18 protein-coding genes are annotated in these 17340 nt (G+C 62.2%); 10 read left to right on the top strand and 8 right to left on the bottom strand.

Annotation, left to right across the window (positions count from 1 at the left end):
- The first annotated feature begins 1 nt into the window (after position 1).
- The 4 genes from B3397_RS21890 (at position 2) to B3397_RS21905 (ending at position 4767) form a co-directional block, all read left to right on the top strand.
- Positions 2-1537: an inactive transglutaminase family protein gene (locus B3397_RS21890; protein ID WP_296254011.1), complete on the top strand. Its 1536-nt coding sequence runs from the start codon at positions 2-4 to the stop codon at positions 1535-1537.
- Complete coding sequence (locus tag B3397_RS21895; RefSeq protein ID WP_296254012.1) at positions 1537-2523, top strand: alpha-L-glutamate ligase-like protein; 987 nt, start codon at positions 1537-1539, stop codon at positions 2521-2523. The genes B3397_RS21890 and B3397_RS21895 overlap by 1 nt, the downstream gene beginning before the upstream one ends.
- 74 nt (positions 2524-2597) lie before the next feature.
- Complete coding sequence (gene pabB / locus B3397_RS21900; RefSeq protein ID WP_296254013.1) at positions 2598-3941, top strand: aminodeoxychorismate synthase component I; 1344 nt, start codon at positions 2598-2600, stop codon at positions 3939-3941.
- A 91-nt stretch (positions 3942-4032) separates the two neighbouring features.
- Positions 4033-4767 (top strand): phosphoadenylyl-sulfate reductase, encoded by a 735-nt coding sequence (locus B3397_RS21905; RefSeq protein ID WP_296254014.1) that lies wholly within the window; start codon positions 4033-4035, stop codon positions 4765-4767.
- Between the two features lie 66 nt (positions 4768-4833).
- Here B3397_RS21905 and cysB read toward each other — a convergent pair whose 3' ends face one another.
- Positions 4834-5808, bottom strand: a complete 975-nt coding sequence (gene cysB, locus B3397_RS21910) for an HTH-type transcriptional regulator CysB (RefSeq protein WP_296254015.1) — start codon at positions 5806-5808, stop codon at positions 4834-4836.
- Between the two features lie 126 nt (positions 5809-5934).
- On the bottom strand, positions 5935-6435 hold the full coding sequence (locus B3397_RS21915) for a universal stress protein (RefSeq protein ID WP_296254016.1): 501 nt from the start codon (positions 6433-6435) through the stop codon (positions 5935-5937).
- Positions 6436-6711: 276 nt separating this feature from the next.
- Between B3397_RS21915 and B3397_RS21920 the strand changes: the two genes are divergently transcribed.
- A complete protein-coding gene (locus B3397_RS21920; RefSeq protein WP_296254017.1) occupies positions 6712-7785 on the top strand; it encodes a 3-deoxy-7-phosphoheptulonate synthase in 1074 nt (357 codons plus the stop codon).
- A gap of 50 nt (positions 7786-7835) precedes the next feature.
- Here B3397_RS21920 and B3397_RS21925 read toward each other — a convergent pair whose 3' ends face one another.
- Positions 7836-8117 carry a GNAT family N-acetyltransferase gene (locus tag B3397_RS21925; protein WP_349679038.1) on the bottom strand — a complete coding sequence of 94 codons (282 nt, stop codon included), beginning with the start codon at positions 8115-8117 and terminating at the stop codon, positions 7836-7838.
- 525 nt (positions 8118-8642) lie between these two features.
- On the opposite strand from B3397_RS21925, the gene oprI reads away from it, so the two are divergent.
- Positions 8643-8894 carry an outer membrane lipoprotei OprI gene (gene oprI, locus B3397_RS21930; RefSeq protein ID WP_003183784.1) on the top strand — a complete coding sequence of 84 codons (252 nt, stop codon included), beginning with the start codon at positions 8643-8645 and terminating at the stop codon, positions 8892-8894.
- A 76-nt stretch (positions 8895-8970) separates the two neighbouring features.
- Here oprI and B3397_RS21935 read toward each other — a convergent pair whose 3' ends face one another.
- From B3397_RS21935 to B3397_RS21945, 3 genes are all read right to left on the bottom strand, one after another.
- Complete coding sequence (locus B3397_RS21935) at positions 8971-9939, bottom strand: L,D-transpeptidase family protein (protein ID WP_296254018.1); 969 nt, start codon at positions 9937-9939, stop codon at positions 8971-8973.
- Between the two features lie 115 nt (positions 9940-10054).
- Positions 10055-10348 (bottom strand): hypothetical protein, encoded by a 294-nt coding sequence (locus tag B3397_RS21940; RefSeq protein ID WP_296254019.1) that lies wholly within the window; start codon positions 10346-10348, stop codon positions 10055-10057.
- Between the two features lie 56 nt (positions 10349-10404).
- Positions 10405-11010 (bottom strand): arylesterase, encoded by a 606-nt coding sequence (locus B3397_RS21945; RefSeq protein WP_296254020.1) that lies wholly within the window; start codon positions 11008-11010, stop codon positions 10405-10407.
- 10 nt (positions 11011-11020) lie between these two features.
- Between B3397_RS21945 and B3397_RS21950 the strand changes: the two genes are divergently transcribed.
- Positions 11021-11704, top strand: coding sequence for an ABC transporter ATP-binding protein (locus tag B3397_RS21950; RefSeq protein WP_296254021.1), 684 nt, complete (start codon positions 11021-11023; stop codon positions 11702-11704).
- A complete protein-coding gene (locus B3397_RS21955; protein ID WP_296254022.1) occupies positions 11704-14208 on the top strand; it encodes an ABC transporter permease in 2505 nt (834 codons plus the stop codon). The genes B3397_RS21950 and B3397_RS21955 overlap by 1 nt, the downstream gene beginning before the upstream one ends.
- Positions 14209-14289: 81 nt before the next feature.
- Here B3397_RS21955 and B3397_RS21960 read toward each other — a convergent pair whose 3' ends face one another.
- Positions 14290-14604 carry a class I SAM-dependent methyltransferase gene (locus B3397_RS21960; RefSeq protein WP_296254023.1) on the bottom strand — a complete coding sequence of 105 codons (315 nt, stop codon included), beginning with the start codon at positions 14602-14604 and terminating at the stop codon, positions 14290-14292.
- Positions 14605-14917: 313 nt separating this feature from the next.
- On the opposite strand from B3397_RS21960, the gene B3397_RS21965 reads away from it, so the two are divergent.
- Complete coding sequence (locus B3397_RS21965; protein WP_296254024.1) at positions 14918-15763, top strand: TIM barrel protein; 846 nt, start codon at positions 14918-14920, stop codon at positions 15761-15763.
- Positions 15764-15778: 15 nt separating this feature from the next.
- A complete protein-coding gene (locus B3397_RS21970; protein WP_296254025.1) occupies positions 15779-16822 on the top strand; it encodes an isopenicillin N synthase family dioxygenase in 1044 nt (347 codons plus the stop codon).
- On the opposite strand, the gene greB is transcribed toward B3397_RS21970, so the two are convergent.
- Entirely contained in the window at positions 16800-17309 is a 510-nt protein-coding gene (gene greB / locus B3397_RS21975) for a transcription elongation factor GreB (RefSeq protein ID WP_296254026.1), read from the bottom strand. The two genes, B3397_RS21970 and greB, sit on opposite strands and share 23 nt — an antisense overlap.
- Between the last annotated feature and the right edge of the window lie 31 nt (positions 17310-17340).

Consider the following 17340-nt stretch of genomic DNA (forward strand, 5'->3'; position numbering starts at 1 on the left):
AATGCGTTCGCTCACCCTCCACCTGAAAATCCTGATCGCCGTGCTGGTGACGCTGGGGATCGCCATCACTGCGTACCAGATCCTGGTACTGGGAATTCCGGTGACCGAAGACGAGACTGACGACCTGTGGAATATCGACGCCAAAGTCGAGTTCGTCGCCAGCGCCAAGGACCCGGTCAAGATCCAGATGTTCGTGCCGCCATTGAGCCGTGACTATGTCAGCCTCAACGAGAGCTTCATTTCCAACAACTATGGCGTCAGCGTCAACCGCATCGATGGCAACCGCAAGGTCACCTGGTCGGCGCGGCGTGCCTCGGGCAACCAGACGCTGTACTACCGACTGGTCCTGACCAAACGCTACAGCGGCGAGAAAATCAAGATCAAAGGTCCGATCTTCCGCGACAGCCTGGCGGTGGAAGGCCCGGAAAAGATTGCCGCCGAAGCATTGCTGGCGCCGATTCGCCAGCACTCGGCGGACGTCGAGACCTTTGTCAGCGAAACCATCAAGCGCGTCAACAACCTGGCCGACGACAACGTCAAGCTGCTGCTGGCCGGTGACACCTCGACCGTGCACAAGGCGCGCATCATCGATCTGTTGCTGTCGATCGCCCACGTGCCCATGGAGAAGGTGCACACCGTGCGCCTGGTGGCTGACCAGCCACAAAGCCCGGAGTTGTGGCTGCGCAGCTTCAACGGCAATGACTGGCTGTATTTCAACCCGGACACCGGCGAGCAGGGCCTGCCCAGTGATCGCCTGCTGTGGTGGACCGGCGACGAAAGCCTGATCACCGTTGATGGCGGCAAGAAAGCGGCGGTGACCTTCACCCTCAACAACAGCGAAATGAATGCCATCCGCCTGGCCAAGCTGACCGACGAAAACACCGACGCCGATTTCCTGGAGTACAGCCTGTACGGCCTGCCGCTGCAGACCCAGCAGACCTTCATGATCATGGTGATGATCCCCATCGGCGTGCTGGTGATTCTGATCCTGCGCAACCTGATCGGCATCCAGACCCTGGGCACCTTCACGCCGGTATTGATCGCCCTGGCCTTTCGCGAAACGCAATTGGGCTTCGGCATCATCCTGTTCACCGTCATCACCGCCCTGGGCCTGTCCCTGCGCTCCTACCTGGAGCACCTGAAATTGCAGATGCTGCCGCGCCTGTCGGTGGTGCTGACGTTCGTGGTGGTGCTGATCGCCGCGATCAGCCTGTTCAGCCACAAGCTGGGGCTGGAACGCGGACTGTCGGTGGCGCTGTTCCCGATGGTGATCCTGACCATGACCATCGAGCGACTGTCCATCACCTGGGAAGAGCGCGGCGGCGGCCATGCCATGAAAGTCGCCATCGGTACCCTGTTCGCGGCCTCCCTGGCGCACTTGCTGATGAGCGTGCCGGAGTTGGTGTACTTCGTCTTTACCTTCCCGGCGATCCTGCTGATCCTGGTGGGCTTCATGCTGGCCATGGGTCGCTATCGCGGCTACCGCCTGACCGAGCTGATGCGCTTCAAGGCCTTCGTCAAGCAGGCCGACTCCTGATGTTCGGCCTCTGGAAAACCTGGAAGGCGCTCGAGGCCCGCGGCATCATGGGCATCAATCGGCGCAACGCCGACTATGTGCTCAAGTACAACCGACGCAGCCTCTACCCCATCGTCGATGACAAGATCATCACCAAGGAACGGGCCATCGCCGCCGGCATCCATGTGCCGGAAATGTTCGGGGTGATCTCCACCGAGAAAGAGATCGACAAACTCGACGAGATCATCGGCGCACGCAGCGACTTCGTGATCAAACCCGCGCAAGGCGCTGGCGGCGACGGTATTCTGGTGGTGGCGGATCGGTTCGAGGAGCGATTTCGCACGGTGTCCGGCAAGATCATCAGCCGCGAAGACATCGAGCATCAGATTTCCAGCATCCTCACCGGCCTCTATTCCCTGGGCGGGCACCGCGACCGGGCGCTGATCGAATACCGGGTGATTCCCGACCAGATCTTCAAAAGCATCAGCTACGAAGGCGTACCGGACATTCGCATCATCGTGCTGATGGGCTATCCGGTCATGGCCATGCTGCGCCTGCCGACGCGCCAGTCCGGGGGCAAGGCCAACCTGCACCAGGGCGCCATCGGCGTCGGCGTGGACCTGGCCACCGGCGTCACCCTGCGCGGCACCTGGCTGAACAACATCATCAGCAAGCACCCTGACACCACCAATGCCGTAGACGGCGTGCAACTGCCCAATTGGGACGGATTCATGCGCCTGGCTGCCGGTTGCTACGAGCTCTGCGGCCTGGGCTACATTGGCGTGGACATGGTGCTGGATCAGGAGAAGGGACCGTTGATCCTGGAGCTCAACGCACGGCCTGGCCTCAACATCCAGATCGCCAACGACTGCGGACTGACCCTGCGCACTCAAGCCGTGGAAAAACACCTGGAAGCATTGGCCGCCGAGGGTTTGGTGGAAACGGCCGAGGAGCGGATGCGCTTTGCTCAGGGCCTGTTCGGGCATGTGCCGGTCACGGTGGCGTAGTCGCCGACACCCCCACCACATCCACCGGTCCTTGCATTACAATCGCTCCCCCGCCATTGGCCATCCGATTCCCCATGCCGACCTGCACGCTGCACCCCCTGCCCTACCTGGCCGATCCCACCGGGTATTTCGCCGCGATCCGTCACGCGCCCGGCGCAGTCCTGCTGGACAGCGCCCGACCCATCGCCGAGCGCGGGCGTTTCGACCTGATGAGTGCCTGGCCGCTGGACACTTTCCGTAGTGCCGCTGCCGATACCGGCGAAGCGTACCTGCAGCGGGCCCGCACTGCCCTCGCCCGCCTGGGCGCGGCGCAACTGCCGGCCGATTGCGAACTGCCGTTCGCGGGAGGATTGATCGGTTACCTTGGTTACGATTTCGGTCGGCGCCTGGAACGGCTGCCCGAGCCCAACGTCGACGACCTGCACGTGCCCGACGCGAGCCTGGGCCTGTACGCATGGGCACTGATCAGCGATCACCAGCGCCAGACCAGCCAGCTGATGTTTCACCCCTGCCTGGAAACGTCGCAGCGCCAGCGCCTGATAGACCTGTTCAGCGCGACGGTCGAGGACGTACCGAACATCTTCAAGCTCAAGACGCCTATGGCTGCCGACCAGACCCCAGCCCAGTACCGCGCGGCCTTCGAACGCATCCAGCAGTACATTCAGGCCGGGGACTGCTACCAGGTCAACTTGACCCAGCGTTTCCGGGCAACCTGCGAGGGTGATCCGTGGACGGCCTACCAAGCCGTGCGCGCGGCATGCTCGACGCCGTTTTCAGGCTATGTGGCACTGGCCGATGGCGGTGCCATCTTGAGCTTTTCTCCGGAACGCTTCATTCAGGTCAGCGACGGGCAGGTAGAAACCCGACCGATCAAGGGCACACGCCCACGCAGTACCGACCCGGCAAGGGACGCCGCCAACGCCCAGGCGTTGCTGTCCAGCGCCAAAGACCGCTCGGAAAACCTGATGATCGTCGATCTGCTGCGCAATGACCTGGGTCGAAGTTGCCGCATCGGTTCAGTACGGGTACCGGAGCTGTTCGCCCTGGAAAGCTACCCTAACGTGCACCATCTGGTCAGCGCAGTGACTGGCGAGCTGGACATCGGCAAAGACTGCCTGGACCTGATCGCCAGCAGCTTTCCCGGCGGCTCGATCACCGGCGCGCCGAAAATCCGCTCGATGCAGATCATCGACGAAGTCGAGCCTACCCAGCGGTCCATCTACTGCGGCTCGTTGCTGTATGTGGATGTGCGCGGCCGCATGGACAGCTCGATCGCCATCCGTACCCTGCTGGTCAAGGATGATCAAGTGAGCTGCTGGGGCGGTGGCGCGATCGTGGCCGACTCCCAGTGGCAGGCCGAGCATGAAGAGTCGATCTTCAAGGTCAAGGTGCTGATGGATACCCTTGCAGCCTTGTAGCGGGGGCGCCAGCGCCATATTGCCTGGCACTTTTTGTTACCATTGCCCACCTATGAGCGCCAAAGCGCCACTTTGACCAGGAAGCCGCCTGATGAGCCAACCTTTCGACGTCGCTGAACTCGCGGCGACCTACGCGAACAAGTCCGCCCAGGACATTCTCAAGCTAGCCTTCGCGCACTTTGGCGATGACCTCTGGATATCCTTCAGCGGTGCAGAAGACGTGGTGCTGGTGGACATGGCCTGGAAACTGAACAAGAACGTCAAGGTGTTCAGCCTGGACACCGGGCGCCTGCACCCGGAAACCTATCGCTTCATCGATCAGGTTCGGGAGCACTACAAGATCCAGATCGAGCTGATTTCACCGGACAACAGCAAGCTCGAACCCTTCGTCAAGGAAAAGGGCTTGTTCAGCTTTTACCGCGACGGCCACGGCGAATGCTGCGGTATCCGCAAGATCGAGCCACTGCGGCGCAAACTGTCAGGCGTAAGCGCCTGGGCCACCGGCCAGCGCCGCGACCAGAGCCCCGGCACCCGCAGCCAGGTGGCCGCGCTGGAAGTGGACGGCGCGTTTTCCACGCCTGAGCGAACCCTGTACAAGTTCAACCCGCTCGCGCAGATGACCAGCGAAGAGATCTGGGGCTACATTCGCATGCTGGAGCTGCCGTACAACAGCCTTCACGAGCGTGGTTTCATCAGCATCGGTTGTGAACCGTGCACGCGGCCCGTGCTACCCAACCAGCATGAGCGCGAAGGGCGCTGGTGGTGGGAAGAGGCGACGCAGAAGGAATGCGGATTGCACGCGGGGAACTTGATCGGGAAGGGATGAGGCCTGGGACCTAGCGGGGGGGCGTTTTGTGAACAGCCCACACCCCAAAGCCCCCCGGAGTATCTGTCAATGCACCGGTAGCTCGACCCCTTCGAACAGCGCTTCCAGCTCCTGCTTGTTGTGACACTGGATCGCCTTGGCCATGACCTCGCGCGTCAGGTGCGGGGCGAATTTCTCGATGAAGTCGCACATGAAGCCACGCAGGAATGTCCCACGGCGGAAGCCGATCTTGGTCACGCTCGACTCGAACAGATGGTCGGCGTCGATCACCACCAGATCGTTGTCGAGCTTGGCGTCCACCGCCATCTTGGCGACGATGCCAACGCCCAGTCCCAGGCGCACGTAAGTCTTGATCACGTCGGCGTCGGCGGCGGTGAACACCACCTTGGGCGCCAGGCCGCGGCGCGAGAACGCCTCGTCCAGCTTGGATCGCCCGGTGAAGCCAAATACATAAGTCACGATCGGGTATTCGGCCAAGGCTTCGAGGGTCAGCTTCGGGATCTTGGTCAGTGGATGCCCCTGGGGCACGGCGATGCAGCGGTTCCAGCGGTAGCACGGCATCATGATCAGATCGCCGAACAGCTCCAGGGCCTCGGTGGCAATGGCGAAATCCACCGTACCGTCGGCAGCCATTTCAGCGATCTGCATTGGCGAGCCCTGGTGCATGTGCAGGGCCACGTCGGGGTACTGTTTGATGAAGTTGCTGATCACCGGCGGCAAGGCATAACGCGCCTGGGTGTGGGTGGTGGCGATGGACAATGTGCCCTTTTTCTCGTTGGAGAACTCCTGGGCAATCTGCTTGATGCTTTCGACCTTGCGCAGGATCTCCCCTGCCGTGGTGATGATCCGCTCACCGGCTGGAGTGACGCGAGTGAGGTGCTTGCCGCTGCGGGCGAACACTTCGACGCCCAGCTCGTCTTCGAGCAGGCGGATCTGCTTGCTGATCCCTGGCTGAGAGGTGTAAAGGCTCTGCGCTGTCGCGGAAACGTTGAGGTCGTGGTGCGCGACTTCCCAGATATAGCGCAGTTGTTGAAGCTTCATAGGTGTCCCTCACAGCAGGAAGACGGCCAGTCATCGGCGAATTGTTATAACTATATTAAAGGTAATAACAATAAATCTAGAACTTTTTATAATTCTGTGTAGGAAAAGTAACCAGAGATCGCAGAGTCAGGGTTTCGGCCGACCCTTGTGGTCGGTGAGGGGAACCATATACACCGGCACTGCGGCCAGTTGCAGCACCCGGGCCGCTGTTCGACCCAGGGGAATGTCGGCGCTGGAACCGTGGCTGTGACTGCCGAGCACCAACAGATCGACCGACAGGCGCTGGGCCTGGTCGAGAATGACTTCGGCAGGATCGCCCTGCACCACGCGCACGGCTCGAATCAGGGCAAGGTCCTGCTCGCCGTCGCCGAGATCGTCGCGAAAACTGTCCAGCACCTTGTCCTCGATGCCGGCCATGACCGTATTCAGCCCCTGGCTGTGCAATTGGTCGAGGGCGCTCTCATCCAGGTAGCTTTGCAGCACCGACTCGGCGAACAGGCCCATGGGTTCGACGGCATGGATGACATACAGCTCGGCGTTGAAGCTCCTTGCCAGCGCCAGGGCGTGCTGCATGACATAGGGTGAATAAAGACCCAGATCAGTGGCGTACAGCATGGAACGGATCATGCGGACCTCCGAAGCTGCCAACGCGGCAGGTCAAGATTGAGCTTAGCAGCGCCAACCGTGTCGCAATTCAGTGTCGATAATTTCCTTTTGTTACCGAGACTTCTGTAAACATAGCAGCTAGCCATCAGCGTGCCGGCCCCTGTTTGCGGCCATAAACCCATTGTCTCCCAACGCCCTAACGCGATAAGGTTCCGCTCCCCGCCGCTCATAATCATGCTGTGCACCGTCGCGCGGGGTTCGCTGGCGGCCGGCACCCGTGACCTGACGAGTAACACGATGGCTGATTTACCGATCGACGACCTTAACGTCGCTTCCAACGAAACCCTGATCACTCCGGCCCAGCTCAAGAAAGAGATTCCGCTGAGCCCTGCTGCCCACAAGACCGTGACCCAAGGCCGGGAAGTGGTACGCAACATTCTGGATGGCAAGGACCACCGTCTGTTCGTGGTGATCGGGCCTTGCTCGATCCACGACATAAAGGCTGCCCACGAGTACGCCGAGCGCCTCAAGGCACTGGCTGCCGAGGTCAGTGACACGCTGTACCTGGTAATGCGCGTGTATTTCGAGAAACCGCGTACCACCGTGGGCTGGAAAGGTCTGATCAACGACCCTTACCTGGATGACTCCTTCAAGATTCAGGATGGCCTGCACATCGGTCGCCAGCTGTTACTGGACCTGGCCGAAATGGGCCTGCCGACGGCGACCGAAGCGCTGGACCCGATCTCGCCGCAATACCTGCAGGATCTGATCAGCTGGTCGGCCATTGGCGCGCGTACCACCGAATCCCAGACTCACCGGGAAATGGCTTCCGGTCTTTCTTCGGCGGTCGGTTTCAAGAATGGCACCGACGGCGGCCTGACCGTCGCCATCAACGCCCTGCAGTCGGTTTCAAGCCCTCACCGTTTCCTGGGCATCAACCAGGAAGGCGGGGTCTCGATCGTCACCACCAAAGGCAACGCCTATGGCCATGTGGTGCTGCGCGGTGGCAACGGCAAGCCCAACTATGACTCGGTCTCGGTGGCGCTGTGCGAGCAGGCGCTGGACAAAGCCAAGGTCAAGGCCAACATCATGGTCGACTGCAGCCACGCCAACTCCAACAAGGACCCTGCCCTGCAGCCCCTGGTGATGGAGAACGTGGCCAATCAGATTCTGGAAGGCAACAACTCGATCATCGGCCTGATGGTCGAAAGCCACCTGAACTGGGGTTGTCAGTCGATTCCAAAAGACCTGGCCGACTTGCAGTACGGCGTGTCGATCACCGATGCATGCATCGACTGGACGAGCACCGAGAAAACGCTGCGCAGCATGCACGCCAAGCTCAAGGATGTGTTGCCCAAGCGGGCACGCTGAAGTAGCGCCCTCTCCCCGGAACCGGGGTGAGGGCCCCTTCGCACCGGACGCTAGAGCTTCGCGGCACGCCGCTGATGCCGCTCCATATAGCGCTCCACATAGGAGCATGACGGAATCACCGTGTAGCCCTGACTCTCGGCATAGGCCAGCGCCTGTTCGGTGAGTGCCGCAGCGATCCCGCGGCCGCGCAATGCGTTGGGCACGAAGGTGCGGTAGATGTCCAGCGTCTGCTTGCCCAGATCCATGTAGGTCAGGTAGGCGCGATGGCCGTCCACATTGGTTTCGAACTGGTGACCGGCCTGGTCGTGGTGGATCAACAACGCCTCGCTCATCGCAGCTCCTCGCGGGTCTTGGATTATGACCTCTACCTTACCGTTGTTTGTACGGCGAAGGAACCACTGCGCTAGTCTATGATGACTTCGACAGGCGAAACAGCAACGCCATTGTGTATCAACGCAGTCCGCTATAAAGAATAGGCGCTGGCGCCGAGATTGCTCGACCGCTCCCCAAAAGCCGGCTGATTTGGACGTAAGCTGTTCCGATTGGCGCCTACACTGCCATCATGCCGCGCTGTTGCCCAATAAGTGGCGTGACACTTCGAGTCAGTATTAGTTCAGCACAAACTGGAACTTCGCGCTTCGGCCGATCAGGCTGCAGGCCCACCCCTGTCTGCGTGACAAATACTTTTCAGAGCGCAGTACGGCAGCCGCAGGGCCGGTCTAGACCGCTGGTTTTTTTCAAGCTTCTTGCATAACGTCAGTTTACTTACTACAAGTAATGGGTAGTATGTACGCCGGCTAGTTTCTCATTCATGAGAGATGGCTACTAAAATAGAAAGTCCTTTGAAGGGGAACACGATGAACAACGTTCTGAAATTCTCTGCTCTGGCCCTGGCCGCAGTTCTGGCTACCGGTTGCAGCAGCGCATCCAAAGAAACCGAAGCTCGTCTGACTGCAACTGAAGACGCAGCAGCTCGTTCGCAAGCCCGTGCTGACGAAGCCTATCGCAAAGCCGACGAAGCACTGGCCGCCGCGCAGAAAGCTCAGCAGACTGCCGACGAAGCCAACGAGCGCGCTCTGCGCATGCTCGAAAAGGCTAGCCGCAAGTAATAGTCTTTCGGGACTGTTAAAAAAAAACCGACCCATTCACATGGGTCGGTTTTTTTATGGGCGCCTGCCAGGCCGATCAGTGCTGCTGCAGGCCCGCCGGAGCCGTGGAAACCATCGGTGCGTTGGGCACCGCGATTTCTACCGGCAGGCCGTCTTCGGCGGCCACCACGTCACGCACCATGTCCCAGTTCATCTGCAGGTTGTTAGCCAGATCCTGGCGCTTGAGCAGCGCATTGATGACAGCGGTGTGCTTGTCGACCGCCACCGGATCGCCTTCGTTGTCCAGCGGCGTATGGGCTTCGAGATACACCTTGCCGCCGCTCACACCGAATTTGTACGGTTCATTGAGGATGCGCACCGAGGTTCCCACGGGCACCATGGTGGCCAGCTCCAGCACGTTGTTGTTGTACATGCGGAAGCACCCGTGACTGGTACGCATGCCGATCCCGAACTGCTTGTTCGAGCCGTGAATCAGATAGCCCGGCAACCCCAGGGTGAACTTGAACGGCCCCAGCGGGTTGTCGGGGCCCGCCGGCACCACATTGGGCAGCGGGTCGCCATCAGCGGCATGTTCGGCTTTGATCGATGCCGGCGGTGTCCAGGTCGGGTTTGGCGTCTTGGCCACGACCTTGGTCACTGCGATCGGCGAACCCCAGCCTTCACGACCGATACCCAATGGGTAGGTGCGCACCACATTCTGCCCCTTGGGGAAGTAGTACATCCGATACTCGGCCAGGTTGATCACAATGCCTTCGCGAGGGCCCGGCGGCAGAATGAAACGCGTGGGCAACACGATTTCCGTGCCTGCACCCGGCAGCCAGGGATCGACCCCCGGGTTGGCCGCGACCATTTCCAGATAACCCAGGTCATTGGCTGTGGCGATGTCGGCGAAGGTGTCTTCGTACTTGGCGGTGAGCGTCTGCACCTGGCCGATGATGTCCTCACCGGGCGGTGGCAGCGCAAACTCCAGCGCCATGGCCGGACCCGTCGCAAAGACGGCCGCCAGTGACAGACAGCGAGTGAAGACGGAAAGGCTGGGCAACATCCGGGAAATCCTTCGTGAAACTGAACGGGATAGGCGCCGATTGTACGCGCACTTCCCCATCAGGTGTAGCAACGCCGGGCAGGCGCTGCTCGCGGCCCGACGTCGCAGCCCAAGCTCAGGGAATCGATTGCAGCTCGGGCCACACTGGGCGGGTGCCCTTGCGCTGGGCGAAGAGGATGGCGCGGCACAACTTGCACAGGCGCTGATCACGAAAGATCTGCTTGTGCACGCCCAACCACCGCGGTTGCGCGGGCAACAAGGTGCCGCAGAGGGTGCGGTCGACCGAGCCACCCAGCTCCAACTGACGCGCGACCAGATGCACCCGGCTTTCCTGGCAGGCGAACAGATCGAGCTGCTCGTCAGGCTCGATCAATTGATAGGCAAACAGGGACCAGGCGGGACGCGGCATCGGGGGCTCCAAACAGGGGGCGCCACATTAGCCGAAAGCCCGTCTGTAGAAAAGCGTCAAAGCAGCGGTTTCAGTGCCGGCCAGACATTTTCCAGCAACTTGCCCTGCGCATTGGCGGCCGGATGAATGCCATCGGCCTGCATCAGCGTAGGCACCCCGCCTACACCCTCCAGAAAGAACGGCACCAGAGGTACCTTCTTCTGCTGCGCCAGTTGCGGATACACATCGGCAAACGCCTTGGTGTAGCGCGCACCATAGTTAGGTGGCAGCTGCATGCCCAGCAGCAGGACCTTGGCCCCCGCCGCCTGGGAACGGTCGATCATCGATGCAAGATTCTGTTGCAATTGCGCGGGCGGCATTCCGCGCAGCCCATCGTTGCCGCCCAATTCGAGGATAACCAGCGCCGGCTTATGCTCGGCAAGCAGCGGCGCCAGCCGCGCGGAGCCGTTTGCCGAGGTGTCGCCGGTAATGGAGGCATTGACCACCTCGTCCTTGAAACCCTCGCGTTCAAGCCGCTGCTCAAGCAACGACACCCACCCGGCACGGGTATCCAGCCCGAAAGCCGCACTGATACTATCGCCAACGATCAGCACCGTGCCGGCTGCTGCATTCTGGGCCGCCAACATCAGGCCAAGGCCAGCACCTATCAACCACATTCGCATCGGACTCTCCATGGGCGCAAGCATTCTCACAGCGCGGAACCTTAGCAAAGTGGTCACCAGCGCGGAAGGTGAACTGACCATCCTGCACGAACTCTCCCTTGAATTGTTGAAAGGTGACAGCCTGGCCATCGTCGGCGCATCGGGCTCCGGCAAGTCCACGCTGCTGGGCCTGCTGGCCGGCCTGGATCTGCCCAGTGCGGGCAGCGTCACGCTCGCCGGCCAGGATCTTGGCGGGCTGGACGAGGACCAGCGGGCCCGGGTGCGGGCCGAGCATGTCGGCTTCGTGTTCCAGTCGTTCCAGTTGCTCGACAGCCTCAACGCCCTGGGAAACGTCATGCTGCCGCTGGAGCTCGACGGACGCCGGGATGCCCGCGAGCATGCCCGCAACCTGCTGGAGCGGGTGGGCCTGGGCCAACGCTTGAGTCATTCGCCGCGCCAGCTGTCTGGCGGCGAGCAACAACGGGTTGCCATTGCGCGGGCCTTCGCCGCCGAGCCAGACGTGCTGTTCGCCGACGAGCCCACCGGCAACCTCGACAGCCACACTGGTGAGCGCATCAGCGATCTGTTGTTCGAACTGAACAAGGAACGGGGTACCACGCTGGTATTGGTGACCCACGATGAACGCCTGGCGCACCGCTGCCACCGCCAGATCCGCCTTGATGCCGGGCGCCTCGTCGCGCCTCTGGAGCCCTGATGGCCGGTCTGCCCTTGCTGCGCCTGTGCACCCTCTCCGCCCGCCAGCTATTGCGCGACGCCCGCGCCGGCGAGTTGCGCGTGCTGTTCTTCGCCCTGTTGGTGGCCGTGGCCGCCAGCACCGCCATCGGCTATTTCGGCGCCCGCCTGAACGGCGCCATGCAACTGCGCGCCACGGAGTTTCTGGGCGCCGACCTGATTCTGCAGGGCAGCACCCAGGCCCGCCAGGAACAGATCGATGCCGGGCTGCAAGCTGGCCTGAGCCATGCGCGGATCGTCGAATTCGCCAGCGTCATTGCCACCGACAATGGCATTCAGCTGTCCAGTGTAAAAGCCGTGGACAACGCCTATCCCTTGCGTGGCGAGCTGAAAAGCGCCGGCGAACCCTACGGCGCGGAAACCGCCGGGGGCGGGCCGAAACCCGGTGAAGCCTGGGCCGAGTCGCGCCTGCTGGCGGCCTTGAACCTCAAGGTCGGTGACCCGGTGGACGTGGGCAGCAAGACCCTGCGCCTGGCCCGCGTGCTGACCTATGAGCCCGACCGGGCCGGCAACTTCTACAGCCTGACGCCGCGGGTGATGATCAACCTGGAAGACCTCAAGGCCGCCAATGTCGTGCAACCCGGCAGCCGGGTCACCTACCGGGAACTGTGGCGTGGCGAGCCAGGTGCCCTGGCCGACTACCAGAAGCAGCTGGAAGCCAATCTGGACCCCAACCAGCGCATCCGTGATGCTCGCGACAGCAACCAGCAGATCGGCGGCGCCCTGGGCAAGGCCGAACGTTACCTGAACATGGCCAGCCTGGTGGCGGTACTGCTGGCCGGGGTCGCGGTGGCGTTGTCGGCCAGCCGCTTTGCCGCCCGCCGTTTCGACGCCAGTGCACTGCTGCGCTGCCTGGGCCTGTCGCGCCGCGAGGTGCTACTGATGTTCTGTGTGCAGCTGGCCCTGCTGGGTGTGCTCGCGTGTCTGAGTGGTGCCTTGATCGGCTGGCTCGCACAATTGGTGCTGTTCCAGATGCTGGAAGGTCTGCTGCCAACCGTGATCCCCCATGGAGGCCTGATGCCCGCGGTCGCGGGCGTCGGCACCGGCCTGGTGGCCCTGGCTGGATTCGCCTTGCCGCCGCTCGCGGCGCTGGGCAGCGTGCCACCGCTGCGAGTATTGCGTCGCGACCTGTTGCCCGTGCCGCCGAGCACCTGGCTGGTGTACGGCACCGCGCTGCTGGCGCTGGGTTTGATCATGTGGCGACTGAGCCTGGACCTAGTGCTGACCTTCGCCCTTCTGGCCGGTGGGCTGGTGGCCGCGCTGGTATTGGGCGGCGTGCTGCTGCTGGGCCTGCAAAGCCTGCGCCGGCTGCTGGCGCGCTCCACATTGCCCTGGCGACTGGGCCTGGGACAGCTGCTGCGCCATCCACTGGCAGCGGCCGGTCAGGCGCTGGCCTTCGGCCTGATACTGCTGGCCATGGCTCTGATTGCCTTGCTCCGCGGCGAGCTGCTGGACAACTGGCAAAACCAGTTGCCCAAGGACGCTCCCAATTACTTCGCCCTGAATATCCTGCCCGCCGAGCGTGACGCCTTCGCCCAGCATCTGCAGGATGCCAGCGCCCGCGCCGCGCCGCTATACCCGGTCATGCCAGGGCGTCTGGTGGATATCAATGACGAACCGGTTAGCGAGCTGGTCGACAAAGACTCGCGCGGTGAGCGCGCCGTGCAGCGCGATCTGAGCCTGACATGGGCCGCCGACCTGCCCAACGGCAACCGCATCACGGCCGGGCAATGGTGGACCGGCGAGCAGACTTCGGACGTCCCGGGCGTGTCGGTGGAAGAAGAAGTGGCCAAAAGCCTGAAGCTGAAATTGGGTGACCGCCTGACCTTCAACATCGGCGGCTCGAACCGCGATGCGGTGGTGACCAGCTTGCGCACGGTGGACTGGAACAATTTCCAGCCCAACTTCTTCATGATCTTCCAACCCGGCACCCTGCAGGATTTGCCGACCACCTACCTGACCAGCTTCTACCTCGCGCCCGGCCATGACGCCCAGGTCGTGGAACTGTCCCGGGCGTTTCCGGCAGTGACCATCCTGCAGGTCGAGGCGCTGCTGGAACAGCTGCGCAGCATTCTGGCCCAGGTGACGCTGGCGGTGGAATACGTGCTGCTGTTCGTGCTCGCCGCTGGCATGGCGGTGCTGTTCTCCGGCCTGCAGGCGACGCTGGACGAACGCATTCGTCAGGGCGCGCTGCTGCGCGCGCTGGGAGCCGAGCGGCGTCTGCTGATCAAATCGCGGCGTATCGAGTTCGGCTTGCTGGGTGCCGCCAGTGGGCTGCTGGCGGCGCTGGGGACCGAGTTGGTGAGCCTGGTGCTGTATCGGTATGCATTCGACCTGACGTGGAGTCCGCATCCGTGGCTGCTGTGTCTGCCAGTGATCGGGGCGCTGCTGGTGGGGGGTGCCGGTGTGTTCGGAACGCGGCGGGCCCTGAACGCCAGTCCGTTGGCTGTATTGCGGGAAGGGTAAGGGTTTCCCCGGCGCGGCGGCGTGAGCGGCTTCCGGGGGCGCGAAGGTCATTAAGGTTAATTGTTAAACGGCGGACGCGGCTTACGCCGCTGCTACGGTGATTAGGCCTTGGCGCGCCACGCGGACCACGTGCCCGATCACCGCCGCGACATCGGCCCCTCGCGGTGCCTGGATCACCGCCAGCTCAAAACTGTCATCCGCCAAACCCGCCAACGCCGACGGCTCGGCAATGAACCGAGCGACAAAAGCGGTGGCCCTTCCGCCCCGCCGCGGCCAGCCGTCAAGGCAGCGCAACAGGGTCGGCTGATGATGACCCAGCAGAAGAATTCGAGGATGACGCAGTGCAGGACTCGCCGGAATCGGCGCAAGGCATACGATGGGGCGTGGGCAACTCATGATGGTGTTCTCAGCCTCACCCGCTTCATGTCAGAAGAGCTGGGCTTCAGTGGGAGGCGTCACCGAACCAGCGCTTTAGCGGTATTTCGAAGGCGTATGAACACCCCCAGGCGCCCCGCAAGTAGCTGTCTAAATCGGCGCATGAGCGGCAATCCTAGTGAATCACCCGGCGCACTGTCAACCGCACGCATTTGCACCCTGCCATACAAAAGCCCTTTCCTTTAGACACGCCCGGCCACGCGCTTTACAGGGCGACCCCATCCGGCACACCGCTTGCAGGCTCTCGACATCAGTGCGTCCAAAGGAAAGCGTGATGGAGCTCGAGATCTTTCGTACGTTGTGGGGCTACCAGGGCGATTGGCGGACCGCCATCCAGGAACTGCGGGCGCATGGCTTCGATGGCGTGGAGGCCAGGCTCCCGGCCACGCCCGAAGCGCGCGCCAATGCCGCGCGCCTGTTGGCCAGCGAGCAGGTGCCCTACATCCCCATTTTATTCACCGCCTACGACGTACTGCCCGATCAGAGTGCAAGCCCGGATGCTCACCTGGAGGACCTGCGCAGGAAGCTGGGCTGGGCAGACCCGTTCGAACCCGGCTTCATCAATGTGCTGGCGGGCAATGATCGCTGGCCCCTGCAACAACAGGTCGACTTCTTTTCCCGCGCTCTGGAGGTTGCCCACCACAGCGGTCATCTGTGCAGCTTCGAAACCCACAGGTCGCGCTCGCTGTATTCGCCGTGGGTCACGCTGGAGATCGCCCGGCAGGTTCCGCAGTTGGCGTTCACCACTGACATCAGTCACTGGGTTGTGGTCTGCGAACGTCTGCTGGACCACCCCACCGACGATTTGAGCGACTTCATTTCCCGGGTCCATCACATCCAGGCCAGGGTGGGCTACGACCAGGGCCCGCAAGTTCCACACCCCGCAGCCCCGGAGTACGCGGCCGCGCTACGCTTCCATCAGCATCACTGGGAACAGGTCTGGGCTTCGCAAAAGGCCCGAGGCTACTCGCGCACCACCTTGACCCCCGAGTTCGGCCCGGATGGCTACCTGCACCACGCGCCGTTCAGCAATGAACCGGTGGGTGACCTGTGGCAGATCAACAGCTGGATGGGCGCCACCGAGCGTGCCCATTTCGCTCACTTCATCGACTCGAACTAGCTTCAGGTGCCCGTCATGACCGCAAAGCCTTTTACCCGCATTCCCGTCGTCGATATCCGCGGCCTGTACAGCGATGATCTCGCCGAGCGCATGAAGGTCGCCACCGAGCTGGGGCAGGCAGCCAGCGATGTCGGCTTTCTGTACATCAAGGGCCACGACATCGACCCCAGGCTGATCCACGATCTGCGGGAGGCGGCCAGGGATTTCTTCGCCCAGGACATGGCGAGCAAGATGGACTACTACATCGGCACATCGAAAACGCACAAGGGCTATGTGCCCGAAGGCGAAGAGGTGTATTCCAAAAATGCCAGGCCCGATCACAAGGAAGCATTCGACGTCGGCTTTCCGGCCCCCGCCGACCACCCGCTGGTGCTGGCAGGTACGCCGTTGATTGGCAGCAACGACTGGCCGCCCCTGGCAGGCTTCGAGCCTCGCGTCAGCGCCTATTACCGCGCCGTGTTCGCACTGGGCAGCAAATTGTTCACCGGCTTTGCCCTGGCACTGGGTCTGCCCGAAGATTATTTCGCGGCGTTCGTGACGTGCCCACCGTCCAAGCTACGGCTGATCCACTACCCGTTCGACAGCCAGGCCCACGATGCCCCCGGAATCGGCGCGCATACCGACTACGAGTGCTTCACCATCCTTCTGGCGGATCAGCCCGGTCTGGAAGTCATGAACGACAATGGCAGCTGGATCGACGCCCCACCGCTGGAAGAAGCTTTCGTGGTCAACATCGGCGACATGCTCGAGGTCATGACCGCGGGCGCGTTCGTCGCCACCGCTCACCGAGTGCGCAAGGTCGCGCAGGAGCGCTATTCCTTTCCGCTGTTCTATGCATGCGATTACCACACCCAGATCGCGCCCCTGCCGCAGTTCGCCCAGAGTGCCGACAACTCGGCCCGATACGATGCCTTGGCGATCGGCGAGCACATGTGGTCGCAGGCACTGCAGACCTACCAGTATCTGGTGCGCAAGGTCGAGCAAGGCAGCCTGACGCTGCCGGAGCGCTCGCGCAAACCGTCAAGCTTCGGTCATCTCAAGAACCAGACGGCTGGCTAGTCCGCACCGCTAAGGTGGAGGGGTAGCTGATCGAATTGATGTACCACAACGCCTCGCCCTGAGGCGTCTGCACCACCACTTCGTCACCCTCCTCCTTTTTCAGCAAGGCTCTGGCCATGGGTGCATCGATGGAGATGTAGTCCAGGCGTCCGTAGATCTCGTCGTAGCCCACGATACGGAATTTCTTGGTATCGCCCTGATCGTTCTCGATCTCGACCCAGGCACCGAAGAACACCTTGCCTTCCTGTTCGGGGGCATAGTCCACCACCTGAATGTCTTCCAGGCGCTTGCGCAGGTAGCGTATGCGTCGATCGATCTCGCGCAGCAGCTTTTTGTTGTATTGGTAGTCGGCGTTCTCGCTGCGGTCGCCCAAGGAGGCCGCCCAGGTCACCTTCTGGGTGATTTCGGGACGGTATACGCGCCACAGGTGATCGAGTTCGCTCTTGAGCGCCTCGTGACCTTCACGGGTGATGATACTGGTAGCCAAAACATTCTCCTGACGCGCCCACCGAAGGGGT

This window comes from Pseudomonas sp. UBA4194, from assembly GCF_002379585.1.
Classification (GTDB): Bacteria; Pseudomonadota; Gammaproteobacteria; order Pseudomonadales; family Pseudomonadaceae; genus Aquipseudomonas.